Genomic DNA, 20,148 nt, shown 5'->3' on the forward strand with positions numbered 1-20,148 from the left:
TCCAATTTTTTATAAATCTTCAATTGTTTTTTCTGCAAAATTTTTGAGTTGTTCCATTTCGGTTTTTGCTTTTTTCTGACCGATTTTTGTGGCCAAAAAAGTAAGCAATAATAAAACCAATGCAAAGATAGAAAGATAAATTGCCCAAGGAAAATCTTGGCTGTTAATTTGTTTCGTTACAAACCAAATGGTGATAAAAAACATGAAAATAATAGAAAAAATGAAGTAAAGGAACATAAAAAAAGTCCAAACGGCTGCACTTGGACCAAAAGTTCCTCTGATAATGGTTTTTTCATCTTCGTTTTCTGCTCTGAGTGAAAGATAAGGTTTCCAAAATTCATTATGAGCGGTTTTTACCCAAATAGAAGCCACTTCTTTATTGGTGTTTCCTTGGATTTCAGTATTTTTTTGAAGTTCGGTTTTTAAATTCAATTCAAAATCCTCTTTACTCAAATCAGTTTCTAATTTGAATCGAGGTCTGGTTCTGATGGTATTGATTTTTTTATCCATTAATTTTCTTGATAAGGAATAGGGTCTTTTAGAATAAATTCTTTGATTAAAGTTAATGAATTTCTTAGAAGTTTTAGGGTAATTGTTTTTTCTTCTTCAGACATGAAAACCTCATTGATTTGTTGAAGAGTCATGTCAGAAGTCTTTTTACCATTGATTTCTATAAGTTTGTCTCCTTTTTTGATATCTGCTAAAAATCCCGGTGAGTTTTCTCTAACTCCAGCCACAGAATATTCTGGTTTCAACACAAATTTGTATTGAAATTCACTCGCGTCTTGAATTCTTATTGTAGTTCCTCTGTCGTTATTTGTAGATTCTGGAAGTTTTGGAAGTTCAACTTTTACCAAATCTTTTTCCCATTTCATGCCATCATGTTTGATATCTAAACCACTCATGTTAAATCTGAATGGTTCTTTGATGGATTTGTTTTTTTTGATGAAAAATAAGCCATTCTTATAGTCGAAACCAATAGTAAATCTTTTTAAAACATCTGCGCCGATAGAACCAATTCTTTCTTTTACGAAATTCATAGATTTTACCGATTCTTCGCTCGGCATTGCTACGATAGGTTCATTTAAAATATTATTTCCAAGTTTCAGCGCGTGGATTCTACTGCGTTTTCCATAGATGTCTCCATTAAATCCTCTTCCGAGAAAATCATCTATATTAGGTCTATTATAGTTGAAATTAGGAATTCTATTAGGGAAAAGCCACATTGCATCACTATTTCCTAAGTCAATGAGCATTTTTGCGGGAAAAAACTCCTTGGTTTGCTGTACTTCGGCAATGTGATACGGTTTTTGGGATTCTACACTTATAGGTAGTTTCTCAAATTTTCTGAAAGTTTTCTCAGAATAATATTTTCTATTGTAAACCGTAATAATATGCCTTTCGAAATCTATTTTTAGAGGATTATTTTTAAAAAAATGATAACCGATGATGCCATTTACAGGAATTCCTACGTGAGAAGAAAAATTGAAGTCTTCGTCTAAGATGATGTAAATTTCGTGACTGAAATCAATTAAAGTTTTATTGACTTCTACTTTGTTTTTCGTAGATTTTATGCCTTCTATATAACTGCTTCCGCCAAGTCCTGTAAATTTTATTTTTTCTACATTTTCGAAAACTACTTCTTTATTTTCTAAGCTAAAAAGTAAAGTTTCGGAAACGCCAGTGTCTAACAAAAAAGTAAGGTCTACATTATTGACTTTTAAATCCAGAAAAACTAAATTGTTAATTTGCCGAAAAGGAATGTTTACCTTTTTATTATCCTCTAATATCTGAAAGCCATCCTGAGCATTGATGGATAAAGAAAAAATCAGAAAAAGAAAAGATAAGATTTTCATAGTCTGAAATTACAAAGAATATTTTAATAAAATTCAAAATATTTTGCAGATACATAAAAAAACTCCTCAGAATTTCTGAGGAGTTGTAGTATAAATTAATTTTTAGTCTTCCATCTTTCGATTTCTAACTTCCAACTTTTTAGTATCTGTAGTATTCTGGTTTGAAAGGACCTTCTACTTCTACACCAATATATTTAGCTTGTTCTGGAGAAAGTGTTTCTAACTCTACGCCTAATTTTTTAAGGTGAAGTGCTGCTACTTTTTCATCTAAATGTTTTGGTAACATGTACACTTTGTTTTCGTAAGCTTCAGAATTTGTCCAAAGTTCAATTTGAGCTAAAGTTTGGTTGGTAAATGAGTTAGACATTACAAAACTTGGGTGACCAGTTGCACAACCAAGGTTTACCAATCTTCCTTCTGCTAAAATGATGATTTCTTTACCATCTACATTGTAAATATCTACTTGTGGTTTTACTTCAGTTTTTGTATTACCATAGTTATCGTTTAACCAAGCCATATCAATTTCGTTATCAAAGTGACCAATATTGCAAACGATGGTCTTATCTTTCATTTTTTTGAAATGTTCAGCTCTTACGATATTAAAGTTACCAGTAGTAGTGATTACAATATCAGCATTTTCGATTACAGTGTCTAATTTTTTCACTTCGTAACCTTCCATAGCTGCTTGTAAAGCACAGATTGGGTCAATTTCTGTAACCGTAACGATAGAACCAGCTCCTCTAAATGAAGCAGCAGTACCTTTACCTACATCTCCGAAACCACAAACTACCACTCTTTTACCAGCTAGCATTACGTCTGTAGCTCTTCTGATTGCATCTACAGCAGATTCTCTACAACCGTATTTGTTGTCGAATTTAGATTTAGTAACAGAATCGTTTACGTTAATTGCAGGCATTACTAGAGTTCCGTTTGCCATTCTTTCGTATAGTCTGTGAACACCAGTAGTTGTTTCTTCAGAAAGACCTTTGATTCCAGCAGTTAATTCTGGGAATTTGTCAAAAACCATATTGGTTAAGTCGCCACCATCATCTAAAATCATGTTTAATGGTTTTCTGTCTTCTCCAAAGAAAATGGTTTGTTCGATACACCAATCGAATTCTTCTGCATTCATTCCTTTCCATGCGTAAACTGGGATTCCAGCAGCAGCAATAGCAGCAGCAGCGTGATCTTGAGTAGAGAAAATATTACAAGAAGACCAAGTTACTTCTGCACCAAGGTGAACCAAAGTTTCGATGAGAACAGCAGTTTGAATAGTCATGTGAAGACAACCTGCAATTCTAGCGCCTTTTAATGGTTGAGAAGGGCCATATTCTTCTCTTAACGCCATTAAACCTGGCATTTCTGCTTCAGCCAATTGAATTTCTTTGCGTCCCCATTCTGCTAGGGAAATATCCTTAACTTTGTAAGGTAAATATTGAGTTTTAGTTTCCATTAATTGAAAAAATTTTTGCAAAAATACAATATATTTTTTTAAAAAATTTGAAATAATTACAGTTAAAATCTATCATAATCATCCATTAAAAACTCCACTACAGAAAAATCCATAGCAGAGTTTCGGTTGATAGAAAAAACAATATATTATTTCCAACCTCCGCCTAAACTTTTATAAATTTCGACTACAGAGGTGAGTTGGTTTTTCTGTGCTTCTACAAGTTCTATTTTAGCATCTAATAAATCTCTATTATTCATCAATACTTCTAGATAGTCTGCTCTAGAATTTTTGAAAAGAAGTTGAGCAATGTCTATAGATTTTTCTAATGCTTTACTTTCTTGGTTTTTTAATTCATAGTATTGATTAAGGTTTTTGATTTTTGACATTTTGGTAGAAACCTCTAGGTAAGCGTTCAGTATGGTTTTATCATATTCATACAATGCTTCTAGTTGTTTAGCATTGGCATACTGAAAATTGGCTTTAATTGCAGATTTATTAATCATTGGTCCTGCTAATTCACCAGCAAGGTGATAGGCTACTGATTCTGGAAATTTTACCAAATAATTTGGTTTAAAAGCTTCCAAACCTAGCGAAGCTGATATTCCCAAAGAAGGGTAGAACTCTTTACGAGCCACTTCTACATCTAATTTTGAAGCGGTAAGTTCATATTCTGCTTGTCTAATGTCTGGTCGATTTTCTAGCAATTGAGAAGGAATCCCTGTAAAAATTTGTTCAGGAAGTGGTGGCATCATATTTTCGGTAGAACGTTCAATATTTTGCGGAAATCTTCCCGTTAAAGCATTAATTATGTTTTCTTTTTCGGTAATGTCTTGTTTGATGACATATTCTTCGGCTTTTGATTTTGCTAATTCTGCCTCAAATTTTTTGACCGCTAGTTCGGTAGTTGCCGCTGCTTCTTTTTGAATTTTTGCTATTTCTAGTGCCTTTTCATTAATTTGAATATATTGATGAATAATATCTAACTGGCGGTCAAGAGCAATAAGTTCATAGTAATTGTTTGCAATTTCTGCAATTAAATTGGAGAGAATGAAATTTTTCCCTTCTACAGTAGACAGATAATGAGCTACAGCAGCATCTTTTTCGTCTCTCAATTTTTTCCAGATGTCTATTTCCCAACTTGCATTTAATCCGCCTTCATAATTAAATAATGGGTCTGGAATAGGGTGGTCTCCTTCCATATTGGTGCTTGCGTCACCAGCGCCTTCACTGGTATATCTTCCTGCTTTTTTTACGCCAATAGAGCCACCTGCATTTACAAAAGGAGAGAGTTTCCCTTTTTGATAAAGAACATTGCTTTTGGCCATTTCTATTTCTTGATATGTTTTCATCAGTTCTTGGTTATTAACAAGAGCTGTTTCTATCAATTTTTGAAGATTTACGTCGGTGAAAAATTCTTTCCAAGGAGTATTTCCTATGTTTTTCGTTTCATCATTACTAGATTGAGCGAAATTTTTAGGGAGATTTTCTTTCGTTTCATCTTTAATCACGGTAGGCATAGGTGCTTTACAACCTATTAATAATATGGTGAAAAAAGAAAGGCTTATGTTTTTATAAAATCGGTTCATTATTGTCAATTTCTTCGGTTAAAGGTTTTTCGTCTTCGTGTTCTGCCATTCTAAGTTTATCTGAAATCACTCCGAAAAGGTAATATAAACCTGGAATAATGATAAGTCCAAAAACGGTTCCTATTAGCATTCCTCCAGCAGCGGCTGTTCCTATGGTTCTATTTCCTATAGCTCCTGGTCCAGTTGCTATGGCTAGTGGAATAAGCCCAGCAATAAATGCAAATGAAGTCATCAAAATAGGTCTAAAACGTAAAGTAGCTGCTTGTATGGCTGCTTTGGCAATTTCTTCTCCAGCAGCTCTTCTTTGTACAGCAAATTCTACAATTAGTACTGCATTTTTCCCCAATAAACCTATGAGCATAATCATGGCAATCTGTGCATAAATATTATTTTCTAAACCAAATAATTCTAAGCACAAAAACGCTCCGAAAATCCCAATTGGTAAGGATAAAATAATTGGTAATGGTAAAACAAAGCTTTCGTATTGTGCGGATAATATGAGGTATACAAATCCTAAACAAACTAAGAAAATATAAACGGCTTCATTTCCTCGGCTTACTTCATCTTTAGAAATACCTGCCCAATCAATGTCAAAACCTCTAGGTAAAGTTTTTTCGGCCACTTCTTTTATGGCATTAATCGCTTCACCACTACTGTATCCTTCAGCGGGATTACCACTTACCTCAGAAGAATTGTAAAGATTATGACGAGTAATTTCAGACATTCCATATACTTTTTCTAAGTGCATAAAATCTGAATAAGGAACCATTTGGTCTTTGTCATTTTTAGTGTACAATTTGAGTAAATCTTGCGGCAATGCACGATATTGTGGCCCAGCTTGAACAATCACCTTGTAAGGTCTGTCAAATCTTATAAAACCTGTTTCGTAATTAGACCCAATAAGTGTAGAGAGATTATCCATGGCTTTTCCTACACTTACTCCTTTTTGTTCTGCCATATCATTATCTACTCTCATCATGTATTGAGGGAAACTTGCGGAATAAAAAGAAAAGGCATTGCCAACTTCTGGTCTTTTTTTAAGATCTTCTACGAATTGTTTGCTCACTTCTTCCATTTTATGATAATCACCACTGCCAGCTTTATCTAATAAACGAAGTTCAAAACCTCCTGCTGCTCCATAACCTGGGATAGAAGGTGGCTGAAAAAACTCAATATTAGCTCCTGGAATTTCTTTGGCAATCTCTTCTAACTGTTCTATGATTTCTGTAGCAGAATGTTTTCTATCACTCCAGTTTTTAAGATTAATTAAACAAGTCCCAGTATTAGAACCTGTTCCTTCGGTAAGGATTTCGTACCCGGCTAATGAAGAAACCGACTGTACACCTTCTATCTTTTCCGTTTTTTTCTGCAGGTCTAAAGCAATTTTATGCGTTCTCTCTAAGGTAGAGCCTGGCGGAGTTTGTACTATGGCGTAAATCATTCCTTGGTCTTCTCCAGGGATGAATCCAGAAGGAACTTTGTTACTCAAGAAAAATGTTCCCAAACAAAAAATCAATAATATCGGAAGAGTAAACATTTTCTTAGTCACAAATTTTTGAAGTAATCCTTCGTATTTATTTGCACCTCTGTTGAAGAAGTTATTAAATCGATCTAGAAAATTATTGACAGGTGTTTTCTTTCTTTTTTTTCCGTGATTATTTTTAAGAATTAAAGCACATAGAGCAGGGGTTAAAGTAAGAGCAACTAACCCAGATAGAATAATGGCGGAAACCATAGTAATGGAAAATTGTCTATAAAAAACACCTACAGGGCCAGACATAAAAGCAATAGGGATAAATACAGATGCCATTACCAAAGTGATGGCAATGATTGCACCGCTTATTTCGTGCATGGCTTCTTCAGTAGCTTTTAAAGGAGAGAGATTTTTTTCTTCCATCTTGGCATGTACTGCTTCTATTACTACTATGGCGTCGTCTACTACTACCCCAATTGCCATAACTAATGCAAATAATGAAATAAGATTTAAGGTAATCCCAAATGCAGACATTACTGCGAAAGCTCCAATTAATGAAACGGGCACGGCAAGTGTAGGGATAATGGTGGAGCGTAAATCTCCTAAGAATAAAAATACAACAATTGATACCAGAATAAACGCCTCGAAAAGAGTATGAATTACTTTTTCCATAGAAGCATCTAAAAATCTTGAAACATCATAACTTATTTCATAATGCATCCCTTTTGGGAAATCTTTTTTTTCTAATTTGGCCAAAAGTTCTTTTACATCTTTAATTACTTGACTCGCATTAGAGCCATAAGATTGCTTAATGGTAATTGCAGCAGAAGGTTTCCCGTTTAAGGTAGAGTAGATGTCGTACATCATGCTTCCAAATTCTACATCTGCTATGTCTTTTAACCTTACAAATTCTCCATTAGAATTCGCTTTTATAATAATGTTTTTGTATTCTTCTTCTTTGGTAAATCTACCCGGATATTTGATGACATATTCAAAACTTTGTGAGACTTTACCAGAACTTTCGCCAGTTCTTCCCGGAGAAGCTTCTAAACTTTGTTCGTTTAAGGCTTCCATTACTTCGTCAGCAGAGATGTTGTAAGCAGTCATTCTATCTGGCTTTAACCAAATTCTCATGGCGTACTGTCGGTCTCCTAAAATATCTGCAAAACCTACACCATCTATTCTTTTGAGTTCTGGAAGAATATTGATGTCAGCATAGTTGAACAAGAATTTTTGGTCTGCTTTCTTGTCATTACTATAAAGGTTTACATACATCAACATGTTGGGTTCTTCTCTGGTGATTTTCACCCCTTCTCTTACAACGATTGGCGGAAGTTTATTAACTGCAGACGAAACTCTGTTCTGTACATTTACTGCAGCAATATTAGGGTCTGTTCCTAGGTTAAAAACCAATTGTATAGAGCCTTCTCCGTCATTTCCAGCATCAGAAGTCATGTATTTTAAACCGGGAATTCCATTCAGAGATTGTTCTAATGGAATGATTACCGATTTTACCATTAATTCATTATTAGAACCAGGATATTCTACCGTAATATTTACTTTGGGTGGCGAAATAGATGGAAACTGCGTCACTGGCAATTCTATGAGAGCAAGCGCACCAAGAAACACTACAATCAATGAAATGACTATAGAGAGAACGGGTCTTCTTATATATTTATTAAACATAATTTTTCAAAGGATTTAAGAAATTAATTCGCTTTTATTTTTAAAGATTTAAAAACTTCTTGTGGGTTTACAAATTTTATTTGTACTTGTTGATTGTCTTTTACTTTTTGTACGCCTTCTAGCAAGAATTTTTCATTTTCTTGAAGTCCGTTTGAAACCACGTAAATATCTGGTAGTTCATGAGCAATCGTTATTTCTCTAGACTTTATTTTTCCGTTTTGGTCTACTACAAAGACATATGTTTTGTCTTGAATTTCGTAAGTTGCTTTTTGTGGAATCTCTAGAATATTCTCCAGAGGCAATGACATTTTTATTTTTCCTGTTTCTCCGTTTCTTAGTAATTGATTAGGGTTAGGGAACTTAGCACGGAAAGCTATATTTCCTGTCTCACTATCGAATTCACCTTCTATGTTTTGAATAAATCCCTTTTCTGGGAAAAGTTCTCCGTTTGCCATGACCAGATTCACTCCTTTGTCACCTCTTTCAGCAGCATGCATTTGATAGTTAAGATACTCTGGTTCAGAGAGATTGAAGTATGCGTAAATGCCAGAATTGTCTGATAATGAAGTAAGTAAATCTCCCTCATCTACCAAACTTCCTAATTTTAAAGGAATTCTATTGATAATCCCTGAAAATGGCGCTCTAATGGTGGTAAAAGATAATTTGGTTTGTGCCAGTCTTAATTCTGCTCTTGCTGCATCTAGTTTTGCTTTTGCCATTCTTTGTTCGTTTCTAGAAACTACATTATTTACCGATAGTTTAGTTGCATTTTCTAGTTCTATTATAGATTGGTCTACTTCGGCTTTTGCTTTCATCACTTCTGCCTGTAGAATTTGAGGCATAATTTGAAACATGGGTTGTCCTGCATGTACATATTGACCTTCGTCTACGTATATTTTTTGTAGAAATCCTTTTTCCTGAGCACGAATTTCAATGTTTTTAGCAGATTGAATTTTGGCTACATATTCTTTAGTAATATCTGTATTTGTTTTTAAAGGAATAGTAGCTGGATAAATGGAATTTTCTACTTTTTCTTCTTTTTTTTCTGAACAGCTTAATGCCAGAAATAATACCATTAGACTTGCTAATGATGTGATTTTTTTGATCATCATATGATTTGAAAATTTTTATGAAATTTAAAATGATAAAATGCACATAGTCAATGATTAATGACTTGTGTGTAAAGAATTTTTCTCTTAAAGAAGAGAAATTTTAAGAAAGGAAAAATGGAGGAATCAAATTCGCAGATTACGAACCAGAATGTAAATTTTAGATTGTAGAGTGAGTAAGATTTTGTTTCTTAATTCTATTTTCTTCCAAATAAAATCATTGGGAATATTAAAATTAAGATGATAAAGATTATCCGTTAGAGAAAAATCAGAGAAACTTCCAGTATGTGAAAGTTCTTCTTCATCTAGTTCAAAAATTACATTATCTAAATCTTGTAATTCATCTGAAATGCTGATGAAATTATTGTCTGCTGAATGTTTTTCTATGTTTTTGTGTGAAGAAATTTTCTCAGCAGAAAAAGTTTTAGGAGAAACATGAAGTTTTCCTCCTACTAATAAAAGCAGGAGAATATTGGTAATAAAAAATTTAGTCCAAGTCTTCACGTAGTATTTTTTCAAGGGACAAAATTACTATTATATTGAATAGTTAAATCATGATTAACAAAAATTAACATTCTTAAACTTTTAAATTAAATGTTTTAAAAAATTATAGAATTGAAATTATTTAGTAATTTTACCGTAAAATAAATATATGCCCTTCTATCATGATTATTCTGATGAAAATGCTGTAATTCTTTACTGGAAGTATAGTGATGACGATGAATTTAACGTAGAAGAACTCATAGAACCCGAAAATCTGGAAAAAGCCAAAGATTATCATCCCAAAAAGTTATTAGAACATTTGATGGTAAGAAAAATGCTCAAAATGCTACTTCCAGAGCACAAAATTCTCTATAAAACCATCGGCGAACCTTATCTCTGGCCAGATTCTGCACATATTTCTATCACGCATTCTTTTCCATTTGCTTCTCTAGCGGTTTCTAAAAATAGAGTAGGAATAGATTTAGAGAAAATAAGTTCTAAAATTCTAAGAATCAAAGATAAATTTCTACACGAATCAGAACATATTTGGACGCAGGACAGAGAAAATGAAGTAGATTTATTGACGATTATTTGGGTCATCAAAGAAAGTCTTTATAAAGTTCACTTGTCTAAATATTGGTCGTTAAAATCTCATTATCAGGTATTTCCTTTTGATGTCAATAACCTTTCTGAAATAAAATGCAGAGTTTTTGATGATTTTTTCAGTCATGATTTCACTGCAAAAGTTTTTAAGATAGAAGATTTTTATTTCGCCATCGTAGAAGAAAAACGAGATTTAGATAATTAATCAGTCACTTTTTCTGCAATTTTTCTTTGGTCACGAGCTTGATTATAAATCAGTTCCAGTAATTCTCTGATGTTTTTGAGCTCAGTAAGATGAGAAATATTTTTAGGATCTCGTCTGTCATAGAATTCATTTTCGGTGATTTCTTCTTTTCTTTTTTCTAAAAGTTCATTCACCAAATCTTCTGGCGTGAGTTTGCTTTCTGCAAAATCATCTTTTTTAATTTCTTGTTTTTGCAAAATAGCGATGGTACGTGAAAGTTCAGCATTAATCTTATTTTTCCAATTTTCGAAGTCTATTTCACGATAAACTGTATTTTTTTGTGCGTACTGAGAAAGAGATGCGCTGTAAGCGGTAAAAAGGTGAGAAGTGGTCACGAATTGGTGAACGTTTTCTAGATTTTTCTGTTGACCTTTTGGGTCAGAAAGCATTTTCTGGAAATTATCAGAAAGATTGGCCAAACTTACCACAGCGTGTTTCCGGCTGATTTTATAGTCTTGAATAGGAATGTGTTTTTGCTGAAGAATCTCAATGATATTATTCAAATATTTATGATTGGCAAGGATGTAATTCAGCATAAAAGTTCTATTTTTCTGATGTTCCCAAACGGGTAAAACCAAGTAAGAAACCAGAAATACAATGACTCCAGCAATTGCTGTGTCAATCAATCTTTCCATAAAAAGTTCTGAGAAATCTTCTGGTTTTAGAAAGTTGAACATCAAGAAAATATAAATCGTCATAAAGAAAACAGACCATGCATATTTATCTTTGAGCAAGCTGAAAGTGAGTACCAAACAGATTAAGAAAATCACAAATTGTGTAAGAGGATTGGTGATGAAATAAATCACAAACAATCCAGCAGCAGCACCGCCAATTGTTCCATATAATCTGAGGATATTTCGGTGTTTGGTAATGCTATAAGCTGGTCTCATAATCGCCAAAATGGTGATGAGAATCCAGAACGTTTTTTGAATATGAAAAATTTCAATTTTTGAAATGGCGTAACCCACTAATAATGCGGTAGTTATTCTTACGGCGTGTCTGAAATGATTGGATTTGATAGAGAAATTTTCTAGGAAAACTTTTGAGTTAAGTTTTTCATCTTTTTGTACAAATTTTTCTAAATCTAAGCCTGTAGAAAGGCTTTTTGCCAATTTAATATCTTGAGATTTTAAAAGATATATTTTTTGAGTTTCTTCTGAAATGGCAGAAATTCTGTGCATGATTTGTCTCAAAATCATGAAATCTTCTAGCGTTTCAGCGTTCAGGTGTTGATTTCTGAGTTGGTAATATTCTTCGTGTAAGGCATGAAGTTCTGCCGAAATATCAGTAATGGGAGTGGTTTTTAATCCACCTTGAATAGAAATCCCGATGTGAACCAATTCATTCGATAATAAATTGAGGTAATTGTGGATTTTTTCTAAAATATTTTTATTTCCAAAGGTATTTTGCAGTTTTCGGTAGTCGTTGGTTGAAGTGAGTAAAATCTCGTAAAGGTCAAGTGAATTGAGGAAAAGTTGAATCAATAATCTACTGGTAGAAGTAGATTCTCTTACGATTTGTCGGGTTTTGAAAACTACTTCTCTTGTCGCTTCTTGATGTTCTTTGATTCTGACTTGCAATGCAAAAATTTGCTTGTACAAAACATCGAAATCTGGCTTAGAATGGTAAAAATGAGCTTTTAATTTCAAATAATTACCGAGTTCTATGTAATTTTCGCCAATCATTTGTTCTGCCAGTTTATAAGGTTTGATAACTGTTACCAGCATGAAAACCAAGATGAACCAAATTCCACCTAAAGTAAAAACCAATGCATTATAAAACGCAGAATGAGCACCAGGAGCGCCATCTATAAAAATGGCTAAAACGACTAATGTGAGGGAACCAACTGCTGCTAAACGTTGTCCATAAACGCCTAACATGGTGAAAAACATCCCAAAAATGATAATTTCTAAAAAAATAAGCGGTGGGAAATCTTTCAACAATCCTGCAATGAGCGAGACAAAGAAATAAAATCCAGAGGCAACTATCAGTGCGTTCCTTCTTCGGTGAAAAGGACCTGTAGAATCCGTAAGTGCTAGGAAAAGGGTTCCGAGTGGAAATAAGAAAAATTCTTTTAGTAAACCTAAATACGCCAAAATAATACTAGGGATTACAACGGCTAAAGCAATTCTGGTTCCTGAGTAAATATATTGACTGGTGACAAATTTTTTAAGTTCCGAAGCATAATTCATTTTGCAAAGATAGCAATTGTCTCGTAAGTCTGAGATTCTGGAATATTACTAAACTCTGAATTTTTGTAAAAAAACACCGCGCCGAATTGAAAATTCGGCGCGGTGAAAAAAATATTTTATTCTTCTACTACTTCTGCATCTGGTGCATTTTTCTTTACAGATTCTATTCCGTTATCTCTTGCTGCTTCAGATTCGTAAAGTTCACTTGTTCCAATGATTTGCCCGTTTCCAGCTTTCAAGTTGAACATTGGCTTCCCATTACTACTTTCTTTTCGTTCATATTTTGCATCATCAGAAGCGTTCTTTTTCACAGATTCTACACCGTTTTCGCAAGCAGCTTTCGTGGTATAAACTTCGCTGGATAAAATTACTTGTCCGTTTCCAGCTTTTAGATCAAATTTAAAACCAGTTGCAGTGGTTTTTATTACAAATTTTCCCATAATGTTTTGAAATTTAGTGATAATCAAAGTTATAGAAAAATAAAAAAATCTCAATAAGAAATTGAGATTTTTTAAAATATTTAAGAAGTTTCTTTATTTAGTTGAAATTTTTCTTTTATACTTGATGAAAATTTTAAAATTAATTTTAATAATCTTCGTTGTTGTAAGATTCTTCGCCAATGTTCCAAGTAAGTCCGAATCTTAAAGTATTATCAAGAGCAGTATTTACTTTAGAAGTATTGATGAGGTAAGATAAATCTAGACCAAAAGAGTTGTAATTAAGACCTACACCTACAGTTGCGTATTGTCTTGCTCCTTGAATTTCACTCTCTCTGAAATAACCTGTTCTCACCGAAAAAGCATTGTCATAAGAATATTCTAAAGAGCCACTGTACATAATACTTTCTTTATTGCTGAAAGACTTACCAATTCCTTCTATTACACCCACATTTGGAACGTTACCTGTTTCGTCTGGACCAGGAACGAGTAATTTAGAAGCTTCTAGAGTTAAACCTACTTTGTTGACTTCGTCTAAAAATAAATCGTAACCAGCTCCTAATCTGAAAGTGGTGGGTAAATATGAACGTGAATTTTCGTCACCAGTGTAATCTAATCTTGGACCTAAATTTTGAATTGCCCAACCAGCTCTTACTCTTCCTTCATAATCACCAAAACTGGTGTGTTTGAAAGTTTGTAAATATCCAGAAACGTCTACTGCGAATGAATTTCCTGGTTTAAGTGTGCTTTCAGAACCAATTCCACCAGATAAATCAGAACGGATATATCTTCCTGTTACTGCCATAGAGTAGGTGTCTGATAATTTTAAAGCATAGGCTACATCTATTGCAAATTCATTAGGTTTTGCGGTTCCTTCATTTACCACTTCGCTTCCTACTAATCTGGTAAGGTCTACAGAGCCCATATTGAAATAATAAATACTTGCAGAAAGAGATGAACGGTCTTCTTCTCCTAACATAGTATTATAACCTAGATATAGTAAAAATACATCGTTGGTGAGTTTTCCCATCCATGGAGTATAACTTACGGCAGCAGAAGAGGTATTTCTACTAAACGGAAACTTAGAAGCGTTCCAAAATTGTGAAAAAGCATCTGCGCTTGTTGCTACACCTTGGTCTCCTAAACCTCCAGCTCTAGCATCTGGAGAAATCCTTAAAAAAGGAGCTCCTGTAAGCACAGGATAAGTATTTTGTGCCATCGCCAAACTTCCGATTCCAATACTTAGTCCTAAAAAGAGTTTTTTTGTTAATTTCATATTTGTTTTTTCTATTTTAAAATCACTAATTTTTCTACTAAAGAGGCAGTTCCTTTACATTTTTCTTGATTTTGACTCTTTACTAAAACTTTGTAAATATAAGTTCCTTTACCAACTGGAGCGCCAAAATCATCATTTCCGTCCCATTCTATAGCAGTTCTGTGTGTTCTATATCCTTCTAAAAATGGAGTAGAAGTCACTGTGGTGCTGAATGTTCGTACTAATTTTCCTGTGATGGTATAGACTTGAACATTTACATCTAAAACATCATCACAATTGTGTTCAAACTGTATATACGTTTTATTGGTAAAAGGATTCGGCCAATTTAGTAATTTTTTAACAACTAAATTTTCGGCTTCAGGGTCTCTTACTACAAAGTTTAACGTTTGAGTAGTCGAATTATTGTTAATGTCCCAAACTTTAAAGGTCAATTGGTGATTTCCAGGTTTTAAATTCTGGAAAGGATAGAGTACAGAGCCTTTCTGATAGTCTAAGAAAGAAGCGTTAATACAGCCATTTCCTGTTCCCGGAGTATAAAAATCGTTCAGAACAGTGGTATTGATAACTTCGCCGTCAAGAACTACGGTGATGTCATGACCAATTCCCGAACCTGTAGAGTTAATTCCTGTATTATCTGTTACACAAGCCAAAAGATTAGGATTAGAGTCGGTAATTCCTCCATCTACAAAATTGGTATTGTTTAAGTACAATTGAACTTTTGGAACTTCATTATCATTAATTCCGTTTGGATTAATATCTCCAACTTTTTGTGTTTTATTATTGAAAACATCAAAAACATTATTATCTGCATAAGCCAATATTCTACCGTCTCCCACAGTATAATTGATGTCTTTTGGCATATAGAATTCTACGGTGAAAGTTCCATTGGTAACCGTTCCAGAAGCTTTCACAATCGGGCTTCCTTCTTCGAAATAATTAAGAACTGGAGTTAAGTTTCCATCATTGTTGAGGGTTTTCTTGGCTAATTTTTTATCAAAAATATTGATGACTACTTTACCATTAAAAGTATTGTCAATCGCTCCTGATTGATTATTAACATGCCCCGTAATTTTCACAAAATCTAACGCTCTTAGTTGACCAACAACTGGTGAATCTATATTGTCTATGCTGATGAGATTTTTCGGTCTGCTGAGTTTAAGAGCGGGATCACCAAGAAGATTTATTTTCAAGTGGTTTGAATCTGTTCCGTATTCAGTTTTTGCTGCGATGAAAGCATCTCCTACTGATAAAAAGTCATTGTTGTATAGTTTAAAGAGATTTCTGGTGAACGTTTCTGTAAATAATCTTCCATAAACTACAGCAATTGCTCTAGAAGAAGTAATCATAGAATTGGCTCCACCTTGTGGTAATTTCATCAATTGTTCTCCTGCAGATGAAGTATTATGGTCATCCCAAAGTGTAAATTCACAAGTAATGGTACTGACTAAAGGAAATCTGCTGTAAGCGTTATTGTAATTATTAAAAGCTGCAATTTCTTGAGTGGTCAAAACTCTTTCTTGCGCCCAACCGTTAATTCCTCCATGTCCGAAATAATACACATATAAACTGTTGCTCATTGCATTCGTAATGGCTTGGTTTACTTGTGGAAATCTTTGTCCACCTGCTGTACTTTGACCAGGAAAAGCATCTAAGTATAATTTTTTGATATTATATTCTGGTTTGTCTGTATTTCCTTCAAAATTATTGACTAAAACTGTGTTCATCACATCATGGAAAGTTCCTTTGAGATAAGGATTCGTACTGGTGTCTACACGACTGTCTTGGTCATCATCTACCACGAAATTCATTTTTAGTCTCCAATCTCCAAAAGGCGAAGATTGTCCAGGAACTGCATTGTAATAAGAAAGCGTTTTATCAACTAAATTTTTTGCTTCAGCAATATTTTCTGCAGGAAGTCTTCCTACTGGAATATCTGGTAAAATAGCATAAATATAAGTGGTGTTTTGAGGAGTAGTCATCCCGAAATAGTCATCGGTTACAAATGAAGCTTCGTAGTTTTCACTATAATCACTTTGATAACTTGGGATATAGTTTTTATTATTGGTGGTAATATTTCTATAATCAAAAGTAGTATCTCCTAAGATAAGTACATATTTTAGTGTTCCAGCTGGAGTGTTTAGTTTGGTAATAAAATCTCTAATCGCCGTTAAGTCTTGTCCACCAGAAGAAAATTCATTGTAAATTTTCTTCACATCAGCTACTTCTACATGATAATTTTTTTGAGTTCTGTAGTAATTGGCAATTCTTTCGGCTTGTGGAGTGAAATCGCGAGTGGTAACGATGAGGTAGTCTACATTCCTCAAACCAGATAAGTCTTGATTGTCTACTTTTTCAACAAAAAGTGGCTCAAAAGACGCAGAATTTTTAAAAGCTACAAATTCATTGTTAAAATATGGAGAATTTGTAGTATATCCGAAAGAAAATTGCGCTCCTGAAGCTTTATTGACTATTTTTTTAGCGTTTGTAATGTCTGAAACATCCCAAATTTGCTCTACGTTTGTGGCGTTTTCTACCGTAAATCCGAAAGTCTCTCCAGAACCTGTAGGAATTTCAAAAACTCTGAAATTCATCTGTGCATCATTGTATACAAGGTCTTGTTTGTATTGAACTTCGGCATAATCCAGATAATAAGCAACCAAAGGATTAGAAGATTCTAAAGTATAATCTATTTTCAGGGTAGTTCCGCTTAGATTTGACGCAGAAGTTTCCCAAGGAATTTCTTTGATTTTGATTTCTGGGGAATTACTGACTGTAAAACTGCTGCTGTTTTGTCCATTGATGCTGTAAGTAATTTTGTCATTGGCAGCATTCTTCACATAAACCGAAGATTTTATTTTTACAGTATCAGTAGGTTTAATAGCGGTTCTGGTAGTAAAAGAAACCGATTTATTGGCATTAAAAGCATCTCCCACCCAAAGTCTACCAATATTCAAGAAATTGGTTTTTTCTTCATTGATAAATTGATAGTCGTCATAACGCGTGTAAACTTTGGAAGATGGCGCAATATCCGAAAGAGTTACTCTTTTCCCTTCTCCTTTGTCAAAATTAATGAAGTAATAAGAGAAATTTTCATAGATGTTTACACTGTTATCGCTAATGTGAGTGAGTCTGGTTTCGTTACGTTTATATCCACTTCCGTTATTTACATTGTAAAGATTATAACCATTTGGACCTTGAGCGTAGAAAAGTGCATAGTCATTTTCGTCCCATTTTCCATCTTCTTCACCGATAACTTGTATCGCGTTTTCTTGTAAAGCAGCATATCTGAAATCCTGATTGAATTCTGGCAATATTAAGCCACCATTTCCATATATTCTGAAATTTTTAGGATTAATACTCGATGGATTGATGCCATTATCTCTAAGGAATTTTGTTGTGATTTTGAAAACTCCAGACTTGTCGACTTTAATTTTATAGAAATTCCCAGATTTTAAAGGATTTTCGGTAGTGCCAATTAAATCAGAAGTTCTAGAAGTTCTTTGGTTATTAACCGTTTTTTTTACCAGTTCAAAAGAGGTTAATCTATAAAGAGTATTTTTATCTTTTTTAATGGTGGCAATCACTACATTGGTGAGAAATTGTCCGTTGATGGTTTGTTTTTGACTATTAGAGTATGCAATTTCTTTAGTGGAAACATTATCAGCAATTAAACCGTATACTTCTTTAGCTGGAATTTTTTCCCAAACTAAATTTTTAATATCATATTGAGAAGATTCCTTTTCTTTTTTAGAAAAAGTGAGATAAGGAACTCCATTAATTACAGAATAATTTTCGTTTTTAAAAAATGGAAGATTGTATTGGAAGGTTCCATAATCCATTATTTTGTTTCCTTCCCATTCTATCGTAGTTTTTTGACCGAATAAATGGCTAGTAAAAAGTACAAAAAGAAGTAGTAATAAATTTTTTTTCATAGTCTAAAATTGCGCTACAAAATAAACGAAAAAAACAAAATTTTCATATCAAACAATAAAATAAATTTTAATACGTTAAAAAAAACATAAAAATCTTACTTTTGATGTTTGATTAATAAAATAAATTATTTTTCTTTGTAGCTCGAAATTATCTAAAACAATTATGAAAAAACTAAAGTTTATTTCATTGCTTGCACTAGGCGCAACATTGCTTCTAACCAGCTGTGGTGGAGGCGGTAACGTAAAAAGTGGAGGCGGAACCAAAAAATTTACCAGCAAAACAGGTTGGAAGCCTAATGACACGAAAGGTTGGTTCTTTACTGGTAAAAAACAAAAACCAAAAGGATGGCCAGGAATGGTCTATGTAGACGGAGGTACTTTTACCATGGGGTTGGTAAAAGACGATGTAATGCATGATTGGAACAATACCCCAAGAAGAATGCAGGTAAGTGCATTTTTCATCGGTGAAACAGAAATCACTAACTATGAATATAGAGAATATGTAACTTGGCTTAAGTTTGTATTTCCTCCATCTGATCAAAGTTTTAAAAATATTTATACAGGTGCTTTACCAGACACATTAGTTTGGAATAACAAATTATCAAGAAATGATTACGCGGAAACTTATTTCCGTGCTCCTGAATATGATTACTATCCTGTAGTAGGAGTTTCTTGGCAGCAAGCTTCTAGATATTGTGATTGGTTAACGGATAGAACCAATGAAAGAGAGTTAATGAATCAAGGACTTATTGATAAAAGTTATTACGCTAATGATGGTAATAATCAAGGTCCGAATGCATTTAACTTAGACAAGTATAAAGCTAATGATCCAGAATTAGATGCTTATTTGAACAAACAAAGACAACAACAAAAATCTGGTATCAAAACTTCTAACGCAAGAATTCAAGCAGCAAATAGAAACGCAACCGCAGGTTTAGTAACTAAATTCCGTCTTCCTACAGAAGTAGAATGGGAATATGCAGCGCTTGGTTTACAAAAAAATAGAGAATACAACAACTACCTAGGAAAAGAACCTGAAATTGAAAAACTTCGCGGAACCAAAGGTAAAAACAGAGGAATGTACCTAGAAAACTTTAAACAAGGTAGAGGTGACTATTCTGGCGTTGGTGGTTGGAATAATGATGGTTCTCCTACAACTGCAGACGTGAGAGAATATCCATCTAATGATTTAGGAATTTATGGAATGTACGGTAACGTAGCAGAATGGACTGCGGATGTTTACAGACCAATTATAGACGAAGAAGCGAGCGATTTCAATTACTACAGAGGAAATATGCCACAGCAAACCGTGAAAAATGCTGATGGAACTTATAAAAAAGTTGATCCTAAAGATATGAAGTTCGAAAGATTAGCGGATGGTAGAGAAATCTACAAAGGCTTACCTGGAACTTATGAGAGAAAAACTGTAGAAGATCAAAGAAATTATAGAGATGGTGATTTCATGTCTTCATTAGAAGCTGGTTATGGAAAAGAAGTAGACAGTTCTATGGCAGAATACAATATGTATAATTCTCCTAAAACTCAATTCATTGTAGATGATAAAGGTAGAGTAATCTTGCAAAAAGATAATAAGCCTAGAACAACTAAAGTTTCTAATACGGTAAGAGTTGTAAAAGGTGGTTCTTGGATGGATACTGCATATTGGTTAGACCCAGGACAAAGAAGATTCAAAGAAGAATCTAAATCTTTCGGATGGATTGGTTTCCGTGTAGCACAAGATGCTAGAGATACCAACAATAAGAGAACGAAGAGATAAAATTTCTTTTAAATAATTTAAAATCCTTTCCTTTTTTGGA

General features: G+C 33.6%; 13 protein-coding genes. 2 read left to right on the forward strand and 11 right to left on the reverse strand.

Annotation, left to right across the window (positions count from 1 at the left end):
* Positions 1 to 9 precede the first annotated feature (9 nt).
* From EB819_RS02665 to EB819_RS02695, 7 genes are all read right to left on the reverse strand, one after another.
* Entirely contained in the window at positions 10 to 510 is a 501-nt protein-coding gene (locus EB819_RS02665) for a hypothetical protein (RefSeq protein ID WP_069797684.1), read from the reverse strand.
* Entirely contained in the window at positions 510 to 1,856 is a 1,347-nt protein-coding gene (locus EB819_RS02670) for a PDZ domain-containing protein (RefSeq protein WP_069797687.1), read from the reverse strand. The genes EB819_RS02665 and EB819_RS02670 overlap by 1 nt, the downstream gene beginning before the upstream one ends.
* Before the next feature lie 139 nt (positions 1,857 to 1,995).
* Positions 1,996 to 3,309, reverse strand: a complete 1,314-nt coding sequence (gene ahcY, locus EB819_RS02675) for an adenosylhomocysteinase (protein WP_069797689.1) — start codon at positions 3,307 to 3,309, stop codon at positions 1,996 to 1,998.
* A gap of 146 nt (positions 3,310 to 3,455) precedes the next feature.
* Positions 3,456 to 4,895, reverse strand: a complete 1,440-nt coding sequence (locus EB819_RS02680) for a TolC family protein (RefSeq protein ID WP_069797691.1) — start codon at positions 4,893 to 4,895, stop codon at positions 3,456 to 3,458.
* Positions 4,879 to 8,055 carry an efflux RND transporter permease subunit gene (locus EB819_RS02685; RefSeq protein ID WP_069797693.1) on the reverse strand — a complete coding sequence of 1,059 codons (3,177 nt, stop codon included), beginning with the start codon at positions 8,053 to 8,055 and terminating at the stop codon, positions 4,879 to 4,881. Before EB819_RS02685 ends, EB819_RS02680 begins: the two co-directional genes overlap by 17 nt.
* A 23-nt stretch (positions 8,056 to 8,078) precedes the next feature.
* Complete coding sequence (locus EB819_RS02690) at positions 8,079 to 9,161, reverse strand: efflux RND transporter periplasmic adaptor subunit (protein WP_069797726.1); 1,083 nt, start codon at positions 9,159 to 9,161, stop codon at positions 8,079 to 8,081.
* Positions 9,162 to 9,290: 129 nt separating this feature from the next.
* Positions 9,291 to 9,683 (reverse strand): hypothetical protein, encoded by a 393-nt coding sequence (locus tag EB819_RS02695; protein WP_069797695.1) that lies wholly within the window; start codon positions 9,681 to 9,683, stop codon positions 9,291 to 9,293.
* Positions 9,684 to 9,816: 133 nt separating this feature from the next.
* Here EB819_RS02695 and EB819_RS02700 point away from each other — a divergent pair, with 133 nt between their 5' ends.
* Positions 9,817 to 10,455, forward strand: coding sequence for a 4'-phosphopantetheinyl transferase superfamily protein (locus EB819_RS02700; RefSeq protein ID WP_069797697.1), 639 nt, complete (start codon positions 9,817 to 9,819; stop codon positions 10,453 to 10,455).
* On the opposite strand, the gene EB819_RS02705 is transcribed toward EB819_RS02700, so the two are convergent.
* The 4 genes from EB819_RS02705 to porU all read right to left on the reverse strand — a co-directional run bounded on the left by EB819_RS02705 (position 10,452) and on the right by porU (position 18,331).
* Positions 10,452 to 12,686, reverse strand: coding sequence for an FUSC family protein (locus tag EB819_RS02705; protein ID WP_069797699.1), 2,235 nt, complete (start codon positions 12,684 to 12,686; stop codon positions 10,452 to 10,454). The two genes, EB819_RS02700 and EB819_RS02705, sit on opposite strands and share 4 nt — an antisense overlap.
* A gap of 116 nt (positions 12,687 to 12,802) precedes the next feature.
* Positions 12,803 to 13,126 (reverse strand): YegP family protein, encoded by a 324-nt coding sequence (locus EB819_RS02710; protein WP_069797701.1) that lies wholly within the window; start codon positions 13,124 to 13,126, stop codon positions 12,803 to 12,805.
* A gap of 145 nt (positions 13,127 to 13,271) precedes the next feature.
* Positions 13,272 to 14,399, reverse strand: coding sequence for a type IX secretion system outer membrane channel protein PorV (gene porV, locus EB819_RS02715; protein ID WP_069797703.1), 1,128 nt, complete (start codon positions 14,397 to 14,399; stop codon positions 13,272 to 13,274).
* An 11-nt stretch (positions 14,400 to 14,410) separates the two neighbouring features.
* The gene (gene porU / locus EB819_RS02720) at positions 14,411 to 18,331 is read right to left on the reverse strand and encodes a type IX secretion system sortase PorU (protein ID WP_069797706.1); all 3,921 of its coding nucleotides are present in this window, start codon (positions 18,329 to 18,331) and stop codon (positions 14,411 to 14,413) included.
* Between the two features lie 163 nt (positions 18,332 to 18,494).
* Between porU and gldJ the strand changes: the two genes are divergently transcribed.
* Positions 18,495 to 20,108: a gliding motility lipoprotein GldJ gene (gene gldJ / locus EB819_RS02725; protein WP_069797708.1), complete on the forward strand. Its 1,614-nt coding sequence runs from the start codon at positions 18,495 to 18,497 to the stop codon at positions 20,106 to 20,108.
* The last annotated feature ends 40 nt before the right edge of the window (positions 20,109 to 20,148 follow it).

The sequence above is a fragment of the Cloacibacterium normanense genome (assembly GCF_003860565.1).
GTDB classification, from domain to species: domain Bacteria; phylum Bacteroidota; class Bacteroidia; order Flavobacteriales; family Weeksellaceae; genus Cloacibacterium; species Cloacibacterium normanense.

Coding starts and splice junctions, on each gene's coding strand:
- porU (WP_069797706.1), bottom strand. CDS start 18,331: ATGAAAAAAAATTTATTACTACTTCTTTTTGTACTTTTTACTAGCCAT.
- EB819_RS02665 (WP_069797684.1), bottom strand. CDS start 510: ATGGATAAAAAAATCAATACCATCAGAACCAGACCTCGATTCAAATTA.
- gldJ (WP_069797708.1), top strand. CDS start 18,495: ATGAAAAAACTAAAGTTTATTTCATTGCTTGCACTAGGCGCAACATTG.
- ahcY (WP_069797689.1), bottom strand. CDS start 3,309: ATGGAAACTAAAACTCAATATTTACCTTACAAAGTTAAGGATATTTCC.
- porV (WP_069797703.1), bottom strand. CDS start 14,399: ATGAAATTAACAAAAAAACTCTTTTTAGGACTAAGTATTGGAATCGGA.
- EB819_RS02670 (WP_069797687.1), bottom strand. CDS start 1,856: ATGAAAATCTTATCTTTTCTTTTTCTGATTTTTTCTTTATCCATCAAT.
- EB819_RS02700 (WP_069797697.1), top strand. CDS start 9,817: ATGCCCTTCTATCATGATTATTCTGATGAAAATGCTGTAATTCTTTAC.
- EB819_RS02680 (WP_069797691.1), bottom strand. CDS start 4,895: ATGAACCGATTTTATAAAAACATAAGCCTTTCTTTTTTCACCATATTA.
- EB819_RS02705 (WP_069797699.1), bottom strand. CDS start 12,686: ATGAATTATGCTTCGGAACTTAAAAAATTTGTCACCAGTCAATATATT.
- EB819_RS02685 (WP_069797693.1), bottom strand. CDS start 8,055: ATGTTTAATAAATATATAAGAAGACCCGTTCTCTCTATAGTCATTTCA.
- EB819_RS02710 (WP_069797701.1), bottom strand. CDS start 13,126: ATGGGAAAATTTGTAATAAAAACCACTGCAACTGGTTTTAAATTTGAT.